Below are 19,033 nucleotides of genomic sequence, written 5' to 3'. Positions count from 1 at the left end.
AACACTTAAGTGGAGGAAATGTCTTGTTCTTAGACATTTCCTTTCTAACCCCATGAGGAAGGAGCCTTTTTATGAGAAAGTCACATCTCATTAAACCGGTTCTCGGTAATGAATATCCCGTTATTAGCCATGGTAAAGGAATTTATTTATACGATAAAAATGGGAAGCAATATATTGACGGTTCATCAGGTGCCATTACTGCCAATATTGGTCATGGTGTTGATGAAATTGCGGAAGCGATGTGGAATCAAGCAAAGCATGTATCTTTCGTGTATCGGTCACAATTTACAAGTGATGCTGCAGAACTTCTCGCTGAAAAATTAGCTGAGAGTGCTCCTGGAGATTTAAATTCTGTCTTCTTTGTAAATAGTGGTTCAGAAGCTACAGAAACTGCTTTGAAAATTGCGATTCAATATTTTCAAGAACAAGGTACCTTTACGAAAACAAAGGTTTTATCAAGATGGACCAGTTACCATGGAATAACTTTAGGAGCATTATCCATGTCAGGCCATCAGCTAAGGAGACAGCGATTCACTCCGCTTCTACAGGATTTACCTGTAGCTCCAGCACCATATTGCTATCAATGCCCGTTAAAAGATGCTTATCCAGGCTGCAAAGTCAGATGTGCCGATGAATTGGAAAGTATTATTCAAGCTTTAGGCCCTGATCAAATCGCGGCTTTTATTGTGGAACCGGTCATCGGAGCATCAGGCGGCGCAATCGTTCCACCAGATGAATATTATCCAAAAATCAGAGCGATTTGTGACAAATATAACATTCTAATGATCGCTGATGAAGTTATGACGGGAATGGGTAGAACAGGAAAAATGTTCGCAATGGAACATTGGAATGTCGTGCCTGACATTATCGCGCTTGGAAAAGGGATGAGCGCAGGGTATACCCCTATGGCTGCGACACTTGTTTCAGACCGTATTATGAACGTAATTGAGTCTGGAAGCAAAATTGTAATGAGTGGCCATACATTTAGTGCTAATCCTCAGTCCGCAGCAGCATGTCTAGCCGTACTGCATTATATGGAAAAAAATAACTTACAAGAAAATGCAGCTATAATGGGAGACCATTTACTCGTTCAATTACAACGCTTGCAATGGAAATATTCATTAATTGGGGACGTTAGAGGCAAAGGTTTATTATGTGGGATTGAACTCGTAAAAGACCCCATGACAAGGGAACCTTTTGAACTGGCAAGCAAGATAACGGAGCGGCTCTTAGCCATTTGCTTTGAAAAAGGATTGCTCGTTTATCCGGCAGTCGGCGGTGTAACAGGTTTTTCAGGAGATTCTATACTTGTTTCTCCACCTTTGACTGTAACGAAAGAACAAATTAGTGACATGATAGATATTCTTGATCAAGCGATTAATGAATTAACGAATCAATTAATCTCTGAGGGTTTATATATAACTGAAGCCACGAGTTGAAAGAGGTGTGGAATATGCTGCAAACCGTAAATAAACAAATTTCCTTAGAGAGTGCTTCTCAATATTTTTTTAACGGAATGTCACTGATGATTGGCGGTTTTGGAGGAGTAGGTGCTCCTCCAACCCTAGTCAATCTTATATTGGAAAAAAATATACACGATATCTTTCTAATAAGCAATGACACGGGTTTTCCTTGGATAGGACCAGGAAAACTGATCACAGAAAAACGTGTAAAAAAACTCATTGCATCACATATTGGATCAAATCCTGAGGCAGGTAAACAAATGCAGGATGGATCTCTAGACGTTGAATTTGTCCCTCAAGGAACTCTTGCTGAGAAGATTAGAGCAGGAGGTATGGGACTTGGCGGCATTTTAGTTGATGTTGGATTAGGTACTGTTGTAGAAGCCAACAAACAGAAAGTTCAAGTGAATCAAAAAGAATATATGATTGAGACTGCTTTAACGGCTGATGTTTCAATTGTTTATGCAAAAAAAGCAGATTTGTATGGAAACCTTGTGTATGACAAGAGTGCGAGAAACACAAATCCATTAGTCGCTACTGCGGGACAGATCACGATTGCTGAAGTAGAAGAGATTGTGCCTGTAGGTTCTTTAAATCCTGAGGAAGTCATAACACCAGGAGTTTTTGTAGATTACATCATTCAAAGTAAAGGGGTGGACTGGAAATGGGTTTGGGAATTGAAACCAGGCACAGAATCGCGAGAAGGGCAGCACTCGAAATAAAGAATGGGATGACTGTTAATCTTGGAATCGGAATCCCGACACTAGTGGCTGATTACATTCCTCAAGAACTACATATTATGCTCCATACTGAAAATGGAATTTTAGGCATGGGCGGATCTCCCAAGAATGGAGAAGAAGATGGGAACTTGTCAAATGCTGGGGGCTATCCGGTTACCATCCAGCCAGGTGCTTCTTATTTTGACAGTGCTACCGCTTTCGGCATCATCAGAAAGGGCCTTCTTGATGTCACCATTCTAGGTGCTTTAGAAGTAAGTGAGACAGGAGACATCGCAAACTGGATCGTTCCAGGGAAAAGAGTACCTGGAATGGGCGGGGCAATTGATCTTGCTCAAAAAGCAAAAAAAGTCATCATACTGATGAACCATACGGATAAGTTCGGTAACCCAAAAATCGTTAAGGAATGCTCACTGCCTCTTACGGTAAAGAAAGGTGCACATATGATCATTACCGAAAAAGCCGTGTTTCAATGTAAGGATGGCCAATTGATCTTACGGGAAATTATGAATCCTTATACGGTTAATGATGTGGTAAACACAACAGGTGCACACATAATTGTGGATGAAAAGATTTCTGTTTTTAAATAGCAAAAAGGAGGGTTAGGAATGCTTGTAAAAGAAAAACTCTCGAATTGGCTTTTAAAAGAAAAAGAAAATGCTTTGGCTTTTTTACAAAAAACCGTCCAGGAAGCAAGTACAACAGGCAATGAATCTGGTGTTCAAAAGATTGTAGCTCAAAAGCTGGAAGAAATCGGTCTTGAGGTGGATCTATGGTATCCGGACGGTGAAGAGTTAGCGGGTCACCCAAACTTCTGTGCTAGCCGAACCGACTTTAGCCAAAGTCCTAATGTAGTAGGAATATGGCGTGGCTCGGGAAAGGGACGTTCACTCGTTTTGAACGGACATGTAGATGTTGTACCGGAAGGAGATTTAAAGCAATGGGACGATCATCCTTTTAGCGGTAAGATCATCGACGGAAAATTGTACGGTCGGGGTTCCACCGACATGAAGGGTGGTAACTTGTCACTGCTTCTTGCGATTCAAGCGTTAAAAGCAACGGGCACAACACTTAAAGGTGACTTATTTTTTCACAGTGTAATAGAAGAAGAAAGTGGAGGTGCAGGTACGCTTGCGGCAATATTAAGAGGTTATAAGGCAGACGCTGCAATTATTCCCGAACCTACGAATATGAAGATTTTCCCTGCTCAACAAGGTTCTATGTGGTTTAAGCTAACGATAAAAGGGAAAGCGGCTCATGGAGGAACACGTTATGAAGGTGTTAGTGCTATCGAAAAGGCAGCAGTCGTGCTAGAAGCAATAAAAGAACTTGAGAGTAAACGGAACAATAGAATTACCGATCCTTTATATAAAGACATACCTATTCCTGTTCCTATTAATATAGGTAAAATGGGTGGCGGAAATTGGCCTTCAAGTGTTCCCGACTTGGTCTATCTCGAAGGACGCATTGGTGTTGCACCACATGAAACACTAGAAGAGGTAAAGAAAGAACTAGAACAATATGTAATGAGAATTCAAGATCCCTGGTTAAACGAACATCCTGTATCAGTGGAATGGTTCGGAGCACAATGGCTGCCTGGTTCGATTGATCCTGAGCATCCACTGATGAACATATTAATCAGAAACTATGAACACGTTCGACGGGAAAAACCAGTAATAGAAGCTTCTCCATGGGGAACAGACGGAGGTCTCTTATCACAGGTAGGAGATACGCCTTCTATTGTTTTCGGACCAGGCGTTACAGCAGTCGCTCACTATCCGAATGAATACATTGAAATTGAAAAGATACTGGAGGCAGCGGAAATCATTGCCTTAACGATTTATGATTGGTGTGGAGGGAGCAGCGAATGAAAAAGTCGGATGAACTATTAAAAAAGAAAGAACTTAATGTGCCAAGAGGACCATTCAATACGGTATTAAATTTTGTAGATAATGCGAGCGGAAGCACAATGACAGACGTTGACGGTAAAGAGTATATTGATTTTGCCAGTGCGATTGGTACGTTAAACGTTGGACATTGTCCGCCTAGAATAGTAGAAGCTTTAAAAAATCAAATCGATAAATACATTCATCCTTGTTTTCATGTCATGATGTATGAACCTTATATCCAGTTAGCTGAAAAGCTAAACGAAATTACTCCGGGAGATCACCATAAAAAAACGTTTTTTTTAAACAGTGGGGCTGAAGCAGTAGAAAATGCAGTCAAAATTGCGCGTAAATTTACTGGCCGAAAAGCAATCATATCATTTGAAAGAGGATTTCATGGCAGAACATTGCTTGCGATGTCTCTTACGAGCAAGGTGAAACCATATAAATTTGAGTTTGGACCGTTTGCTCCTGAAACGTATAAGATGCCTTATCCTTATTATTATAGAGAAGACCGAAATGTTGAAGAAACGGATGCTGCCATTTTAAAGAAATTTGAAGATTTCTTTTTGGGAGAAGTACCTCCAGAAGAAATCGCCGCAATCATTTTAGAACCCGTCCAAGGTGAAGGTGGTTTCGTCATTCCTTCTAAAACTTTTGTTAAAGGTCTGCGAAAGATTTGTGATCAATATAACATTTTACTCATCGCTGATGAAATTCAAACCGGATTTGGCCGGACGGGGAAAATGTTTGCGATGGAACATTTTGATGTTGTTCCTGATTTGATGACCATGTCCAAATCGATTGCTGCAGGTCTCCCTATTTCAGCTGTAACGGGAAAGGCTGAGATTATGGATGCTCCTTCCCCTGGAGAGATTGGTGGAACGTATGGCGGTAGTCCTCTTGGTTGTGTGGCTGCTTTAGAAGTCATCTCAATGATAGAAGACGAACAACTTTTGAAGAGAGCCAATGAAATAGGAGACATCATCCTGAACACGTTCAAGAAATGGAAAGAGCAATATGATTTTATTGGAGATGTACGTGGAATTGGTGCTATGTGTGCACTAGAAATCGTTATCGACAAAACCTCTAAAACACCTGATGCAAATAAAGCAAAGAAAATCATTTCTCTTTGCAATCAAAATGGAGTCGCTATCATGGGAGCAGGGTTATACAGCAATGTTATTCGTATACTCTCACCACTTGTTATATCAAATGAACAACTTGAAAAGGGACTTGGCATTATGAAGAAGCAATTAACTCAAATAAGTGAAACTGTCTCTTTGTAATATTTAAAACCTTGTCAACTCGGCAAGGTTTTTTTATTCCATATTTTAGGTTGTTTTTCATGAATTTTCATAATATTGTGGTATTATTTTTTTATACAGAAAGAAAAGGGGATGTAATTCTTGCATAAATGGAAAAAGGCAATGGTGGGTGTCCTATTATTAGCTGGTTTTGCTATGTACACACAATTTAAGAAAAGTGCGGAACCTGTTTGGAAAGTTGATGAAAAGGAATTTACGATCGTACAGACACTGCAAGAAGGAATGGAAAGAGAGTACAGAAAGTTTGAAGAACTAGAAATAATAGATAACTTTGGTTTGTTACAAAATGGAAATAAAACATTGCAATTAGAAGAAATTTACCGCACCTTGAAAATTGAAAAAATATGGAATGCTGAAGGAAGGTTATATTTCTTATATAGCATCGATCTTAAAGAAAGGGATAAGGATGAACATACTGTTCCGAGACTTACTATTAAAAAGATAAAATTATCTACACCTGATGGGAAAGAAGAGGTTTTTTCAGCCAGAGAAAATACAGGAGTGCAGGGAATGATAGATGACGGGTTTGTTTATAAACATAGACTTTATCGCTCGATGATGGTATCTCCAATGATTGTAAACAATGAACAAATGGACTGGAACCTTTTAATTGATGCAAATCGTATTGAATTACAAGAATTAGAACTTGCAAATAAAGAAGGAACACGTCCTATTAAAAATATAGCCCTCAAAGTATCATCAGAAAATGTTTATGAAAAAGTATTACTATCTTCTCCAATAAACAATACGTTTACTTATGGAACTAACAAAAAAGCCGTAATACATTCATATAACATTCTTTTGTACAATAGGCAATTGTCTTTAACTATACCAAATGATGATAAAGAACTTGTAGGCTTTTCAGTCTCTTCAAATGATCAACCTAGTCCCTATTACTTGGATATTGTGGGAACTAAGGAAAAGGGATATCATCTTCCGTTTTATGAAGAAGCTACTGGAATAAGTACTGGAACAATAGAAAAATCCCTTACGTTTCATTCATCTATACATAAAAATAATCAATTGTACAGCTGGACAATTCCGAAAGAAGATATAGATAAGTTCAGTAAGAATTCAGCTCAGCCTCTAATAAAAAGTGAACTAATCGTGAATAAAAACAATACTAAAATTGTCTATGAAGGCTTATCATTGTTTAACGGAGGACCTTCTGTAAAAATTAGCATGTTAATAACTAATGATGAAACCAGGGATAGTGTAAGACTTACTCCGGAAAATTATTACTCAAACGACTCGATTCCAGAAGAATATTCCAGAAGCTATAAAAAAAATCTTGTTAGCGTTACAAATGAAAAGAAGGATAAGTTAAAAAACTTTGATATTCTTACCGACTATTCTGAGACTAAAATAACTTATTATATTACTTTTTATAACCCAGAAGAGTTAAATATAGGAGAGGGAAAACCCATTTCAATTCCGAACGAGAATTTAACGATAAGCTTATCTGACCTTGTATATTCAACACCACTATCCTCACCTGTGACCATAAGCTATGTAGTTCCAGATATGAATAAAATCAAAGAGTGAGAAAAAGGGACACGGTTCGGACAAGAAATAATAAAGCTGGAGTATTATTACGTTTTAGAACTTTATGAATAAGAGAAACCCGCATATATCATTCATTTTATTGAGGAAATGCCGGTAGAAGACCTTACAATCACATTCTCTCATTTAACACATATTGAACCATTGAAAAACGAAGTGACTGTTCCTCTATTACTGCCTCCATTAAACAAAGAGTGATAAAAAAAGCAAAGACTGACTAGCAGTCTTTGCCTTTTTTTACTGTCGAGGGTTGCTTTGAGCACGCTTAATGTACATCTCTTCTTCACCAACAACACCGCAAGCTCCACATTGAATCAATCTTTCAGAACCGTTATAAGGGAGATGAAACATATCTAATTGACCCTCTTCATACTGCTGGACTACATCTCCTGTGGCGGGATCTAGTTTTACTGAAACAGGATTTTGTTCAATTACATTGAAACGTGTACGGTTTGTTTTACAATTTGGACATAAATAAGGATTTGCCAAAGAATAGACCTCCTTTTTAGTATTAGCTTGACCAACTAAGGAAAAATTATGTAAGTTTTATTTGCAAACGTTTAAGCCATAGTAAGAAAAAGGAGGGAATAACTTTGGGTAGACAGAAAAAAGGAAATGCAAATGCACAGCGCAATAATAATGCCAAGCAGCAGGAAAACAACCATCAAGAAGAGTTTGCTTCTTATGCAGAATTGGAAGTAGAAAAAATGCGTCACGGCAAAAAAACAAAATAATTTTACTTCTGCTACAAGAGAGAGTATAATAAAAATCTGCGATGTTAGTGGCTTTCCAATGTCTTTAACCTATGTGCTAATGACGGGAATCCAATATGATCTGTCAGGCAGCCATGCCTTGCATTCGGCTTGGAAGGCTGTAACGACAGCTGCGGATACCCACCTGAGAGATCAGGTTCCAAAGGCATATAAAGTCACGGCAGAGCGGATTTTACTTAACTTTTAACAAGCGTATTTTACTTCACTGTAAAATGCGCTTTTTTCATAACTTTAGTGAACAGATACTATACCGGGGGATAACGAATAAAATGGAAAAGAAAGAAGTCTTATTATTAATTGATGGTTTTAACTTGTTAAGCCGTTGTTATTTTGCTACAGCATATGGAAAAGAAATGCATGATCTGCCTCGAAATTCGAAAGGACAGTTCACAAATGCGATTAGGGTTACCATCCAAAAATTATTAATGCTTGTTAGAGAGCATCAGCCTTCACATATTGCCGTTGCCTGGGATGTGAAACGTGATGAAACATTAAGACGAGAAAAATTTGCAGATTATAAAGGAACTCGAAATGAGCTACCTGAGCCTCTTATTCAACAGTATGAAACGCTTGTTGAATTGTTTGAGACGATCGGGGTCACGCAACTGACCATTCCAAGATACGAAGCAGACGATATCATCGGAACTCTCGTTAACCGTTGGCGCAATGAACGAAACGGGGAGTGTATTATATATAGCAACGATCGTGATCTTTTACAGTTGTTATGTGATAAGACATCTCAGCTTATTTCTGTGAAACGTGATGAATTAAAGTACACGCTGACTCATTTTCAAGAGGACTATGGCATTACACCTGCCCAATGGATAGATGTTAAAGCACTATTAGGTGACAAGAGTGATAACATTCCAGGCGTTGCTGGTGTAGGTGATAAAGCCGCTTTACCACTCATCCAGCAATACGGTGCCGTTGAATTTATTTATGAGAACTTTGAAAATCTCGATCCGAAATTTAAAAGGTATTTTAAAAAGCTAGAAGCTGGAAGAGACATGGCGATTTTAAGTAAAGATCTTTGTACGATTTTTACAGATGTACCTGACGTTATCGATAGAGATCTTGAAGAATGCAGATACGAATTGGACAAACAAGCAGTAAAAGAAGCATTACAAGCATTAGAGATACAAATAAGAGTGGGTTAATGTGCATCCCACTCTTTTTGTTTACGCCGAAAAGGCATATGACTGATTTTTAATTCAGATAGAATCATTCCAAGTAATATGAATATACAGCCCATTATGGCTTTTGACCCTAGACGTTCATCAAGCATAACGTAGGCTGTAACAGCTGCAAACACAGGCTCCATCGCAAAAATTAACGCTACTCTTGCAGGTGTTGTAAAGGACTGAAAATAGGTTTGTGCTAAAAACGCTAATGCTGTCGCAAATAAGGAAGTAATAATGAGAGCCGAAATCACTTCTTGTTTGAAGACCATTTGGGTAACAAACATCTCTTTCCAATTTTCTGTAGCAAGTGCTGTGAAAAAACTTAAAAAAGAAACAGTAGATAACTGAATGACAGTAAGACATAAAGCATCAAAATTTCTGGCAAACTTACCTGTAAAAACGATATGCAGTGCAAAAGATATGGCACACAAAAGCACATAAGCATCACCTAAATTTAAAGTGAAACTGTTATGAATGGTTAAAAAGTAAAGTCCAACTACAGCAACACCCGAACTTAATCCTATTTGCCAATTTAATTTTTGTTTTAATACGATATAGCTTAATAAGGGAACAAGTACAACACTTAAACCCGTAATAAAACCTGCTTTAGAAGAGGTAGTATATAAAAGACCAACCGTTTGAAACCCATATCCTAAAAATAGCCAAAAACCTAATAAAATTCCACTCTTCAACAAATCTCTATTTTTAAATTTTGTTAGTGAAGTGCGTTTAAAGAAGAGGATAATACATAATAAGATGGCAGCAGCAACACTAAATCGAATGGTGTTAAATGAATAAGGTTCTAAGAAAGCGTTAGCACGTTGAACAATCACAAATGTTGTTCCCCAAACAAATGCAACCATCAACAAGTTGAAGTCAGCAAACCATGATTTCTTAATCATCGAGCTGAACCTTGTTTAATTGGATGGCTTGTCTCGCCAGTTCGTCAGCTTTTTTATTTTGTTTGGATGGAATCCATTTAATAAAAAACAAATCTAGTTGATCCGCAAGGGATAATGCTTTTTCTAACAATGGTGTATACCTCTTATCCTTTGCATATCGTTTGTCTACTGCACTTTCAACAGCTTGTGAGTCTGTTCGAAATGAAACGATTCTCCAGTTATGTGTAACACAAAGCTCTAAAGCATGTATGAGGGCATTAAATTCAGCTTCATGGTTAGACATGCTGCCTATTGGGAAACGATAAGAATGAGTTGTTCCATCGCCCATTTTTACATACACACCTGCTCCAGATATTCCCGGATCACCGGCACTTGCACCATCTATGTAAACTTCAATCAATTCTTGTCTCTCCTCTATGTAAGATTATAAACGTATTATAATGTACTTTAATAAAATGAAAAAGGAGATTGCCATGAACTTCTCCATTGAATACATTTACAAACATCCAAAATCACAATTGAAAATTCGATTTGTTTCAGATCCCATATCGCTTAATGAAGCTTTATTTACGGCAATAGACCTTGAAAAAACAGGAAGAATTTCTTCTATCACTTTCATAGACAGCAAAGGAGTATCCTGGTCAAAAAAAGAGCTTTTAAAACTGACAGAAGTTAAGAAAGAAGAGCCGCAAAATATCACGATATACTTTGATGGCGGATTTAAAGCAGATAGAGGAACGAGCGGCCAAGGAATTGTAATCCACTATTCACAAAATGGGATAACATACCGAATGAAGAAAAACACAAGCTATACAAATATCGAATCCAATAATGAAGCAGAATATGCAGCCCTTTGGATAGCTGCGAGAGAATTAGAAGAGCTTGGTGTCCAATATGAAGAAGTAATAATTATGGGAGACTCCAAAGTGGTTATTGAGCAGATGAAAGGGGAATGGCCTGTTTATGAATCAAACCTCCAAACCTGGGCAGACAAAATCGAAGCACTATTTAAGAAACATCAAATCGATCCTATCTACACCTGGATTCCTAGAAACGAAAACAAAGTTGCAGATCAATTGGTGCAGCAAGCCCTTCAGGGAAAAATAATTAAAGCCAAAAAAGAAGTGATTGATAATTTCTAGCCTCAACTGGTACAATTTACTAGAATCTTTTGATTTTGGGGTTGAGTAAATGGACGAAAATAGTTTAGAGAATTATGTAACATTGCTAGCTTCCAAAGGCTTCCGTCTCTCGGATGGAGATCTTCATTTTATCTACTTTGGAAGACACTATACAGAAGCTTCAGAATCGCAGGTTATCATCGCCTTAGAAATAACACTTATCAAACAGTTAGCTTTTGATGGAAGCTATTTTATTGCATTATTAGAATCATTTGTAAAAGAAAATGTCCAATCCAAGAAAAAAGCGTATGAATTGCTTGATCAATTACAATCAAACAGAGAAAACAGCCATTCTTGTTCAGTGGGGTAAAAAGAATATATGAAACAAAGCATGATAGAGAAGACGGAGAACTTCGTAAAAGAACAGTTACAACATGAAAGCAGCGGACACGATTGGTATCATATTTATCGTGTGAGAAAATTGGCAGAAAACATCGCTGTTCAAGAAGGAGCAGATCGCTTTATCTGTGTCATGGCCGCATTGTTGCATGACATCGCCGATGAGAAAATTGCCGGCAGTGAAGAAAAAGGGATGAATGAAGTTTTACAATGGCTTCAGTCCATTGAAGTGGAGTCAGAGTACATAGAACATATACTGTCAATTATCGGTTCCATGTCATATAAGGGCGGAAATCAGACAGGAATGAAAACGATTGAAGGAAAAGTCGTTCAAGATGCTGACCGTCTAGATGCGATTGGTGCGATTGGAATTGGGAGGACTTTTGCTTATTCTGGCGCAAAAGGACAGTTGATGTACGACCCGGAAATACCTGTTCGAGAATTCATGACAAAAGATCAATATCGTAACGAAAAGAGTACTGCTGTTAACCACTTTTATGAAAAACTATTAAAATTAAAAAATACAATGAATACTTCATATGCAAAAAAGCTTGCAGATGAGCGTCATGCCTTCTTAGAGAGCTTTTTAGACCAGTTTTTTGCAGAATGGGAAGTCAATGAATCCCAATCATGAAAAATTCTTAGGTGAATCCGAAAGTTTTGTACCTTAATCCAAAAGTTTTGCACGTGAATCCAAAAATTTTCAGCATATATCCACGAGTTGTCAAATATCGACAAATTCCGACTATTAAAATAAAGAAAAAAGGGCCTACTAGAAGGCCCTTTTTTACTCACATTCTTCAGAGGGACGTGGACCAGCGTCTAATCCTTCTGAACTCACGGTTAGAACAGGTTTAATCGCTGCATCTTCAGTTACGCAGATCTGACAAGACAGTCTAACGTTTCCTGACAAACCTTTTGTCTCGATGATATTTGCTTCTTTTTCCCCGATCGGACCTAAATCTCCCGAAAGCACCTCAACACGGCAAGTTGTACATTTTGCTTTACCGCCACAACGATGGAGGATATCAATTCCATTGTCTTCTAATGCGTTCACTAGTCTTGTTCCGTTTTCAATCGAATACGTTCCATAGCCTTGTACTTCAATCTTTGCCATTAAACTACCTCCTTGGGAATATCTTACCATTCCTATTATACGATATCCTACTTGCAAGTAAACTAAACCAATGTTTTATGTAATAGAAAAACTCTTCGCATCACATACTTTTTTCATATACAATAAAAGGTGAGACAATTTTATATGATGGAGGGTTTAATCAATATGCTAGAAAAGGTTACGTTAAAAAGTGATATCGAGATTGCCCAATCAGCAAAGATGCTGCGAATTGAAGAGATTGTAGGACAACTAGGGATTGATGAAGATGATTGGGAACCTTATGGAAGATATAAAGGGAAGCTTTCATTAGATCTTTTTCAAAAGCTTCAAAATGTTGAAGATGGAAAAGTAGTCTTAGTTACTGCTATTAGTCCAACACCTGCTGGTGAAGGTAAATCTACTGTAACAGTTGGTCTTGGACAAGCACTTAATCGCGTTGGTAAGAAAACGATTATCGCTTTACGAGAACCTTCTTTAGGTCCTAGTATGGGGATTAAAGGCGGAGCTGCAGGAGGCGGGTATTCACAAGTAATGCCAATGGAGGACATTAACCTTCATTTTACAGGTGATCTCCACGCTATAACGACTGCTAACAACGCTTTAGCTGCCCTGATTGATAATCATATCCATCAAGGGAACGAATTGAATATAGACCCTCGTCGTATCGTATGGAAACGTGCGTTGGACATGAATGACCGGTCTCTAAGGAAAATTGTAATCGGTTTAGGCGGACCCGTACAAGGTGTTCCGCGTGAAGACGGATTTGACATAACGGTTGCTTCAGAAATCATGGCCATTTTCTGTTTGGCAAATAACTTAGAAGATTTAAAGCTGCGATTATCAAAAATGGTTGTTGCATTCGATTATGAAAACGAACCGGTTACGGCAGGAGACCTAAATGCACACGGAGCACTTACACTTCTCTTAAAAGACGCGATTCGGCCAAATATCGTTCAAACTTTAGAAAACACTCCTGCACTTGTTCATGGTGGTCCATTTGCAAATATCGCCCATGGATGCAACAGTGTTATTGCCACTAAGCTTGCTTCAAAACTTGGTGAAATGGTTGTAACAGAAGCTGGATTCGGTGCAGATTTAGGAGCTGAAAAGTTTTTAGATATTAAAGCGAGGTACGCAGGTATCAACCCTAGTGCTGTAGTGATAGTAGCTACAGTCAGAGCACTTAAGATGCATGGCGGGCTTTCAAAGGAATATTTAAAAACACCAGATGTTAAAGCACTTGAAAAAGGGATGCCAAACCTTGAGAAACACCTTGAAACATTGAAGCAATTTGGAGTACCAGTAGTTGTAGCCATCAATAAGTTTGTTACAGATACCGAAGAAGAAGTAGCTTTCATTAAAGATTGGTGTCAGGAAAAAGGTGTTGCAGCTGAAGTAGCTGATGTTTGGGCAAAAGGTGGAGAAGGCGGAGAAGAGCTTGCAAATAAAGTGTTAAACGTCATTGAAAACGAAAAGAATGACTATAAACCTTTATATGATCTTGACCAGTCGATACAAGACAAGATAGAAACGATCTGCAAAAAAGTATATGGTGCTGGCGAAATTCAATATTCACCAAAAACGTTAAAACAAATTAAACAATATAGTGAGTTCGGTTGGGACAAACTCCCTATCTGTATGGCAAAAACTCAGTATTCTTTTTCAGATGATCCCAAAAAACTGGGCAGACCAGAGAACTTCACCATTACGATTAGAGAACTTAAACCATCTATTGGAGCTGGCTTTTTAGTAGCTCTTACAGGAGATGTTATGACGATGCCAGGTTTACCAAAAGTTCCGGCTGCTAATAAAATGGATGTTAGTGAGGATGGCAAGGCGATTGGACTCTTTTAAAGAAAACTAGACAGGATATTCTTATCGTGTAAAATAAGAATTTCACTGTTATAATTTCTAATGGAGGGATTGCTATGAAACCTTTACAATTATCTGCTGAAACTGCTGTTAAATTAGCAAAAGAATTAAATGTTCCTCTAGAGCAGTTGATGCATATGCCACAGCATATTCTAGTTAAAAAACTAATGGAGCTAGAGGCAGCTAAAGAAAATAACGATGAATAATTAAGAACAAGAAGGCGAAAACCTACTATGTAGGTTTTTCTTTTTGTTTAATTAGGAATCTTTAAAGAAAAGGAATGAAATTATGGAATCAAAAAAACCCGGATTAGTTTATACGCTTAAAGTTAAAAGAGATTCAGATTTAGGCTATATTTTAGATCTAGAGGATGGCAAAGAAGTACTTTTGCATCGATCTGAAGCTAAGAATAAATATGAAGAAGGAAGTATGGTGGAAGTATTTTTATACCAAGACCATGAAGGAAGACTAGCTGCTACTGAAACGATTCCTAAAGTTAGATTAGATTCGCTTGCTTGGCTAGAAGTAGCAGGTGTAAATCATAAGCTAGGTGTATTTTTGAATATAGGAATCAAAAAAGATGTTCTTTTGTCAAAAGACGACCTTCCGCAATCGTGGGAAGAATGGCCACATATTGGAGACAAATTGTATTCAGGCTTAAAGCTAGATAAAAAGGGAAGAATTTTTGCCGATCTAGCCACAGAGGAAGAGATGGTGGAACAAGCAGAAGCTGCTCCTCAAGAAGCATTTAATGAACAAACTTCAGGCCATGTGTATAAAATCAATGAGGCAGGCGTATTGTTATTTACGGAATCACAATACATTGGATTTATTCACAATGACGAATTAAAAGTTAAGCCTCGTCTTGGTCAAAAGTTAGGCGCACGTGTTGCATTCGTTCGAGAAGATGGAAGAATCAATCTATCGATGAGAGCAAGAAAAGAACTAGCTTATGCTGAAGACTCTGAACGCATTTATCAATATTTACGTGAAAACAAAGGTCAGATGCCTCTAACCGATAAATCTTCTCCAGAAGAAATCAAAGAAACCTTTCAAATGAGTAAAGCTGCATTTAAACGGGCACTTGGAAAGCTCATGAAAGAAGAAAAGATTATTCAAGAAAACGGAAAAACGTATCTTCAAATATAGTTACAAAAGGGGACCTATTTTTTAGGTTTCTTTTTTTATGAAAAGGATAAAGGATTTCAATACCACACTTTGGGCAAAATATGTACTGTGAAAGGTGGTATTTCATTGAATAAGAGAAACTTTGGATTTTGGGTCTTAACAGCACTTGTAGTCGGAAACATGGTAGGTTCAGGAATTTTTATGCTTCCAAGATCTTTAGCAGAAGTAGCGAGTCCTGCTGGAGTTCTTTCCGCATGGATCATTACTGGCTTTGGAGTACTCATGACTGCTTTAGTTTTTGGTAATCTCTCTCTTATTAAGCCAGAATTAAACGGTGGACCACAAAACTATGCGAAAGCATTGTTTAAAGAAAATACACAATCTTCGTTACTCAGCGGCTATCTTGTAAGCTGGGGTTATTGGGTGGCTAACTGGTCAGGAAACGTTGCAATCATTACAACTTTTGCAAGTTATTTATCTACATTCTTTCCATTCATGACAAACCAGAAGCCCTTATTCAGTATGGCAGGGACTACGATAACAATCGGGGGCATCATTACGTTTATCGTGTGTACCATTTTGCTATGGGGGGTTCATGCATTAATTCTAAATGGAATTGAAGGTGCAGGAAAAGTAAACTTTATCGCAACCGCTGCTAAAGTTTTAGGCTTTTTATTATTCATCTTTGCTTGTTTATATGCTTTTGAGAAAAGTAACCTTATTCCTTTTTATGAACCAATAGAAGGTGAAGGTGGTGTGACTGCCGGATACTTTAATCAAATCAATCATGCTGCAATCGCAACACTTTGGGCATTTGTTGGTGTCGAGTCAGCTGTAGTCTTCTCAACCCGTGCAAAGAAAAAGAGTGACGTAAAAAAAGCTACAATACTCGGACTATTAATTGCATTAGCACTATATTTAAGTATCACATTATTGGTTATGGGAACATTGACACAGAATGAACTCGTTTCTTCTCAAAAACCGTTAGTTGATGCGTTAATGGTATCCATCGGCCCTTCAGGCAGTAAGATTATGGCTTTATTAGGAGTGATATCTCTTTTCGGTGCTACAATCGGATGGGTTCTTCTGTCAGCTGAAGTGCCGTTTCAAGCAGCCAAACAAAAAATGTTCATCCCTGCTTTTTTAAAAGAAAACAACAAAGGAGCACCTGTTTTTTCTTTGTGGGTTACAAATTTATGCACACAGCTCTTTTTATTGTCAGTCGTCTCACAATCCATGGCACAAGCATTTGATTTCATGATTTTCATTGCAACTCTTGCCTTTTTAGTTCCGTATATCGTTGCATCGCTATATCAATTAAAGCTCGTCATCAATGGCGAGACGTATAAAGGAGCTAAGAATAAACGAATAACGGATGCGATAATAGCTGCACTCGCTGCACTTTATTCAATTTGGGTTATTTACGCAGGAACCGCTGACATGAAAACCTTTTTGTTTGGAATCGCACTTCTTAGTTCAGGCATCTTATTCTATCCCTTTGTTCGTAAAAATGAGCAAAAAACAAAACCGGCTGATGAATAGCCGGTTTTTCCGTCCGTTTTCTTATGCACCTTTTCGGAGGCCTGAACCCGTATTTGCTTTCACTAATATTTCATTGTACTTTTCAACGTCAGAAGGTTTGGACACCATTGTTCCGATAAATGCTCCTAAAAATCCGAGTGGAATGGAAACAATCCCTGGATTCGCGAGGGGGAAGATTGGGTCTCCAGTTAAGATGGCCGCTCCTTCAATTGGAGACCAGACGCTCGGTGAGATCCCTACTAAAATCAGAGAACTTAAAAGTCCTACAAGCATTCCAGTAACCGCTCCAGCAGTATTAAAACGTTTCCAAAAAATGGTCAACAAAATAATGGGAAGGTTTGCGCTTGCGGCAACAGCAAATGCAAGAGAAACTAAAAAGGCAACGTTTAGTTTTTGTGCAAATAAAGCGAAAAGGATGGATACGACCGCTACACCGACAGAAGCCCATTTAGCGGCCTTCATCTGTTCCTTTTCCGAAGCATTTCCTTTTCTTACGATATGGGTATAAAAGTCATGCGCAAATGCTGATGCCGCTGATAAAACAAGACCCGCAACAACAGCTAAAATAGTGGCAAAGGCAACTGCGGAAACAAAAGCAAAAAGAAATTCTCCACCTAGAACTTGAGCTAATAGGGGAGCAGCCATATTACCTGCTGCGTTCGCAGCTACGATGTTATCTTGTCCAACAAATGCAGCAGCACCGAATCCTAAGAAAATAGTCATGATATAGAAAGCGCCAATCAACCATGTTGCGTAAACGACAGATTTTCTTGCAGTTGGGGCATCTTTAACAGTAAAGAAACGGATCAATATATGTGGAAGTCCAGCTGTGCCTAGTACAAGGGCCAGATTTAATGAAAGGGTATCAAGCGGATCCTTAAACTTATTTCCTGGATTTAAGAAAGATTCTCCAAGTGGAGTTGATGTCTTTACTTGTTGGAACATTTCTGTGAAACTAAATCCAAATTTTGCAAAGACCATAACCGAAATGATAAACGTTCCAACCATCAACAATACTGCTTTTACAATTTGTACCCATGAGGTTGCAGTCATACCTCCAAAAACAACATAAACCGTCATAAGTACACCAACGATTAATACCGAATAAAGGTAATCAATGCCAAGCAATAATTTAATTAGTGCTCCAGCTCCAACGAGTTGTGCGACCATATAGAAGGTTGATATGGCCATCGTATTTAATGCGGCAACTCCACGGACTTTTTTGTCATTAAAACGGGCTGCAATCATATCTGCCATCGTATATTTACCTAAATTCCGAAGAGGTTCAGCAACTAAATAAAGGACAACAAGATAAGCGACGAGGAAACCGATGCTATAAAAGAATCCATCAAACCCTGCTAATGCGATCGATCCTGCAATACCCAAGAAAGACGCAGCAGACATATAGTCACCGGCAATCGCTAGTCCATTCTGCATACCGGTCAGTCCGCCATCAGCTGTATAAAAATCACTCGTCGTTTTCGTCCGTTTGGATGCAAAATATGTAATTCCCAATGTCAACGCAACGATTGCAAGAAATAACGAAAATGCTGTACCATTCATGAAGAGGCCTCCTTATCCATTTCATTTACAACTTTTTCTGCTAATTCATCAAATCGTTTAGCTTTTTTCGAATAGATCATACATAACGACCATGTCATAATAAATTGACCAAAAGCAAAAATCCATGCCCACGAAATATCACCAATAGCTTTTGTGTTTAAAACTTTTGAATAAGCTGTCAGTACGGGAAGACTAAAATAAAAAACTAGAAAAAACAAGGTCATTGGCAGTATAAAACGTTTTTTCTCTTCCATTAGCTGCTTGAAATAACGGGATTTAACGACTTCACTATACCTTGTATGATCGAATTTCTGCTGTTTTTTAGGTAACAAAGGTTTCATCCTCCTTTAATGTAGTAAGTTAGGAAAATTGTAAACCTACCTCCTTTGCTGAATAGTTTTTATTTTCAGAATTTAACATTCTTTATTATAAACGGAAAACCTTTTCCATTTCAATTT

Annotated in this window: 21 protein-coding genes and 1 other RNA gene; 16 read left to right on the top strand and 6 right to left on the bottom strand. The window is 38.1% G+C overall.

Going from position 1 to position 19,033, the window contains the following annotated elements; translation table 11 throughout:
- Nucleotides 1-71 precede the first annotated feature (71 nt).
- From KUV80_RS04590 to KUV80_RS04565, 6 genes are all read left to right on the top strand, one after another.
- Nucleotides 72-1,439, top strand: coding sequence for an aspartate aminotransferase family protein (locus KUV80_RS04590; RefSeq protein WP_222461486.1), 1,368 nt, complete (start codon nt 72-74; stop codon nt 1,437-1,439).
- Between the two features lie 14 nt (nt 1,440-1,453).
- On the top strand, nt 1,454-2,185 hold the full coding sequence (locus tag KUV80_RS04585; RefSeq protein ID WP_222461485.1) for a CoA transferase subunit A: 732 nt from the start codon (nt 1,454-1,456) through the stop codon (nt 2,183-2,185).
- On the top strand, nt 2,128-2,790 hold the full coding sequence (locus KUV80_RS04580) for a 3-oxoacid CoA-transferase subunit B (RefSeq protein ID WP_222461484.1): 663 nt from the start codon (nt 2,128-2,130) through the stop codon (nt 2,788-2,790). The genes KUV80_RS04585 and KUV80_RS04580 overlap by 58 nt, the downstream gene beginning before the upstream one ends.
- Before the next feature lie 18 nt (nt 2,791-2,808).
- On the top strand, nt 2,809-4,071 hold the full coding sequence (locus tag KUV80_RS04575; RefSeq protein WP_222461483.1) for a peptidase: 1,263 nt from the start codon (nt 2,809-2,811) through the stop codon (nt 4,069-4,071).
- Nucleotides 4,068-5,375: a 4-aminobutyrate--2-oxoglutarate transaminase gene (gene gabT / locus KUV80_RS04570; RefSeq protein ID WP_222461482.1), complete on the top strand. Its 1,308-nt coding sequence runs from the start codon at nt 4,068-4,070 to the stop codon at nt 5,373-5,375. The genes KUV80_RS04575 and gabT overlap by 4 nt, the downstream gene beginning before the upstream one ends.
- A 120-nt stretch (nt 5,376-5,495) precedes the next feature.
- On the top strand, nt 5,496-6,959 hold the full coding sequence (locus KUV80_RS04565) for a hypothetical protein (RefSeq protein WP_222461481.1): 1,464 nt from the start codon (nt 5,496-5,498) through the stop codon (nt 6,957-6,959).
- A gap of 255 nt (nt 6,960-7,214) precedes the next feature.
- Here KUV80_RS04565 and KUV80_RS04560 read toward each other — a convergent pair whose 3' ends face one another.
- The gene (locus KUV80_RS04560; RefSeq protein WP_222461480.1) at nt 7,215-7,466 is read right to left on the bottom strand and encodes a DNA alkylation repair protein; all 252 of its coding nucleotides are present in this window, start codon (nt 7,464-7,466) and stop codon (nt 7,215-7,217) included.
- Nucleotides 7,467-7,570: 104 nt separating this feature from the next.
- On the opposite strand from KUV80_RS04560, the gene KUV80_RS04555 reads away from it, so the two are divergent.
- From KUV80_RS04555 to KUV80_RS04545, 3 genes are all read left to right on the top strand, one after another.
- Nucleotides 7,571-7,711, top strand: coding sequence for a hypothetical protein (locus KUV80_RS04555; RefSeq protein WP_222461479.1), 141 nt, complete (start codon nt 7,571-7,573; stop codon nt 7,709-7,711).
- Between the two features lie 30 nt (nt 7,712-7,741).
- Nucleotides 7,742-7,926, top strand: a non-coding RNA gene (gene ssrS, locus KUV80_RS04550) — 6S RNA.
- Nucleotides 7,927-8,019: 93 nt separating this feature from the next.
- Complete coding sequence (locus KUV80_RS04545) at nt 8,020-8,907, top strand: 5'-3' exonuclease (protein ID WP_222461478.1); 888 nt, start codon at nt 8,020-8,022, stop codon at nt 8,905-8,907.
- On the opposite strand, the gene KUV80_RS04540 is transcribed toward KUV80_RS04545, so the two are convergent.
- A complete protein-coding gene (locus KUV80_RS04540) occupies nt 8,904-9,833 on the bottom strand; it encodes a DMT family transporter (RefSeq protein WP_246625022.1) in 930 nt (309 codons plus the stop codon). The genes KUV80_RS04545 and KUV80_RS04540 overlap by 4 nt on opposite strands.
- Complete coding sequence (locus tag KUV80_RS04535; protein WP_222461477.1) at nt 9,826-10,233, bottom strand: reverse transcriptase-like protein; 408 nt, start codon at nt 10,231-10,233, stop codon at nt 9,826-9,828. Before KUV80_RS04535 ends, KUV80_RS04540 begins: the two co-directional genes overlap by 8 nt.
- Before the next feature lie 73 nt (nt 10,234-10,306).
- On the opposite strand from KUV80_RS04535, the gene KUV80_RS04530 reads away from it, so the two are divergent.
- Genes KUV80_RS04530 through KUV80_RS04520 form a run of 3 tightly spaced genes read left to right on the top strand, consistent with a single transcriptional unit; the run spans nt 10,307 to nt 11,987 of the window.
- Entirely contained in the window at nt 10,307-10,975 is a 669-nt protein-coding gene (locus tag KUV80_RS04530) for a reverse transcriptase-like protein (protein ID WP_222461476.1), read from the top strand.
- 49 nt (nt 10,976-11,024) lie between these two features.
- Nucleotides 11,025-11,324 (top strand): DUF6123 family protein, encoded by a 300-nt coding sequence (locus KUV80_RS04525; protein WP_222461475.1) that lies wholly within the window; start codon nt 11,025-11,027, stop codon nt 11,322-11,324.
- A gap of 9 nt (nt 11,325-11,333) precedes the next feature.
- Nucleotides 11,334-11,987 carry an HD domain-containing protein gene (locus tag KUV80_RS04520; RefSeq protein ID WP_222461474.1) on the top strand — a complete coding sequence of 218 codons (654 nt, stop codon included), beginning with the start codon at nt 11,334-11,336 and terminating at the stop codon, nt 11,985-11,987.
- Nucleotides 11,988-12,140: 153 nt separating this feature from the next.
- On the opposite strand, the gene KUV80_RS04515 is transcribed toward KUV80_RS04520, so the two are convergent.
- The gene (locus tag KUV80_RS04515; RefSeq protein ID WP_222461473.1) at nt 12,141-12,470 is read right to left on the bottom strand and encodes a 2Fe-2S iron-sulfur cluster-binding protein; all 330 of its coding nucleotides are present in this window, start codon (nt 12,468-12,470) and stop codon (nt 12,141-12,143) included.
- Nucleotides 12,471-12,635: 165 nt separating this feature from the next.
- On the opposite strand from KUV80_RS04515, the gene KUV80_RS04510 reads away from it, so the two are divergent.
- From KUV80_RS04510 to KUV80_RS04495, 4 genes are all read left to right on the top strand, one after another.
- A complete protein-coding gene (locus KUV80_RS04510; RefSeq protein WP_222461472.1) occupies nt 12,636-14,324 on the top strand; it encodes a formate--tetrahydrofolate ligase in 1,689 nt (562 codons plus the stop codon).
- Nucleotides 14,325-14,398: 74 nt separating this feature from the next.
- Nucleotides 14,399-14,548, top strand: coding sequence for a YycC family protein (locus KUV80_RS04505; protein WP_222461471.1), 150 nt, complete (start codon nt 14,399-14,401; stop codon nt 14,546-14,548).
- Between the two features lie 82 nt (nt 14,549-14,630).
- The gene (locus KUV80_RS04500) at nt 14,631-15,491 is read left to right on the top strand and encodes a CvfB family protein (RefSeq protein WP_222461470.1); all 861 of its coding nucleotides are present in this window, start codon (nt 14,631-14,633) and stop codon (nt 15,489-15,491) included.
- A gap of 105 nt (nt 15,492-15,596) precedes the next feature.
- Nucleotides 15,597-17,012 carry an amino acid permease gene (locus tag KUV80_RS04495; RefSeq protein WP_222461469.1) on the top strand — a complete coding sequence of 472 codons (1,416 nt, stop codon included), beginning with the start codon at nt 15,597-15,599 and terminating at the stop codon, nt 17,010-17,012.
- Between the two features lie 21 nt (nt 17,013-17,033).
- On the opposite strand, the gene KUV80_RS04490 is transcribed toward KUV80_RS04495, so the two are convergent.
- Nucleotides 17,034-18,575 (bottom strand): solute symporter family protein, encoded by a 1,542-nt coding sequence (locus KUV80_RS04490; protein WP_222461468.1) that lies wholly within the window; start codon nt 18,573-18,575, stop codon nt 17,034-17,036.
- Nucleotides 18,572-18,907, bottom strand: coding sequence for a DUF485 domain-containing protein (locus KUV80_RS04485; RefSeq protein WP_246625021.1), 336 nt, complete (start codon nt 18,905-18,907; stop codon nt 18,572-18,574). The genes KUV80_RS04490 and KUV80_RS04485 overlap by 4 nt, the downstream gene beginning before the upstream one ends.
- Nucleotides 18,908-19,033 lie beyond the last annotated feature (126 nt).

The sequence above is a fragment of the Fictibacillus nanhaiensis genome (assembly GCF_019801215.1).
Taxonomy (GTDB): domain Bacteria; phylum Bacillota; class Bacilli; order Bacillales; family Fictibacillaceae; genus Fictibacillus; species Fictibacillus nanhaiensis_C.
The sequence above is the reverse complement of the archived record's forward strand: the minus strand, read 5'-3'. Positions and strand labels throughout refer to the sequence as shown.

Bases quoted from the DNA above. Each gene is read 5' to 3' on its own strand.
- KUV80_RS04590 (WP_222461486.1), top strand. From the start codon at position 72: ATGAGAAAGTCACATCTCATTAAACCGGTTCTCGGTAATGAATATCCC.
- KUV80_RS04585 (WP_222461485.1), top strand. From the start codon at position 1,454: ATGCTGCAAACCGTAAATAAACAAATTTCCTTAGAGAGTGCTTCTCAA.
- KUV80_RS04580 (WP_222461484.1), top strand. From the start codon at position 2,128: ATGGGTTTGGGAATTGAAACCAGGCACAGAATCGCGAGAAGGGCAGCA.
- KUV80_RS04575 (WP_222461483.1), top strand. From the start codon at position 2,809: ATGCTTGTAAAAGAAAAACTCTCGAATTGGCTTTTAAAAGAAAAAGAA.
- gabT (WP_222461482.1), top strand. From the start codon at position 4,068: ATGAAAAAGTCGGATGAACTATTAAAAAAGAAAGAACTTAATGTGCCA.
- KUV80_RS04545 (WP_222461478.1), top strand. From the start codon at position 8,020: ATGGAAAAGAAAGAAGTCTTATTATTAATTGATGGTTTTAACTTGTTA.
- KUV80_RS04540 (WP_246625022.1), bottom strand. From the start codon at position 9,833: ATGATTAAGAAATCATGGTTTGCTGACTTCAACTTGTTGATGGTTGCA.
- KUV80_RS04530 (WP_222461476.1), top strand. From the start codon at position 10,307: ATGAACTTCTCCATTGAATACATTTACAAACATCCAAAATCACAATTG.
- KUV80_RS04525 (WP_222461475.1), top strand. From the start codon at position 11,025: ATGGACGAAAATAGTTTAGAGAATTATGTAACATTGCTAGCTTCCAAA.
- KUV80_RS04520 (WP_222461474.1), top strand. From the start codon at position 11,334: ATGAAACAAAGCATGATAGAGAAGACGGAGAACTTCGTAAAAGAACAG.
- KUV80_RS04515 (WP_222461473.1), bottom strand. From the start codon at position 12,470: ATGGCAAAGATTGAAGTACAAGGCTATGGAACGTATTCGATTGAAAAC.
- KUV80_RS04510 (WP_222461472.1), top strand. From the start codon at position 12,636: ATGCTAGAAAAGGTTACGTTAAAAAGTGATATCGAGATTGCCCAATCA.
- KUV80_RS04505 (WP_222461471.1), top strand. From the start codon at position 14,399: ATGAAACCTTTACAATTATCTGCTGAAACTGCTGTTAAATTAGCAAAA.
- KUV80_RS04500 (WP_222461470.1), top strand. From the start codon at position 14,631: ATGGAATCAAAAAAACCCGGATTAGTTTATACGCTTAAAGTTAAAAGA.
- KUV80_RS04490 (WP_222461468.1), bottom strand. From the start codon at position 18,575: ATGAATGGTACAGCATTTTCGTTATTTCTTGCAATCGTTGCGTTGACA.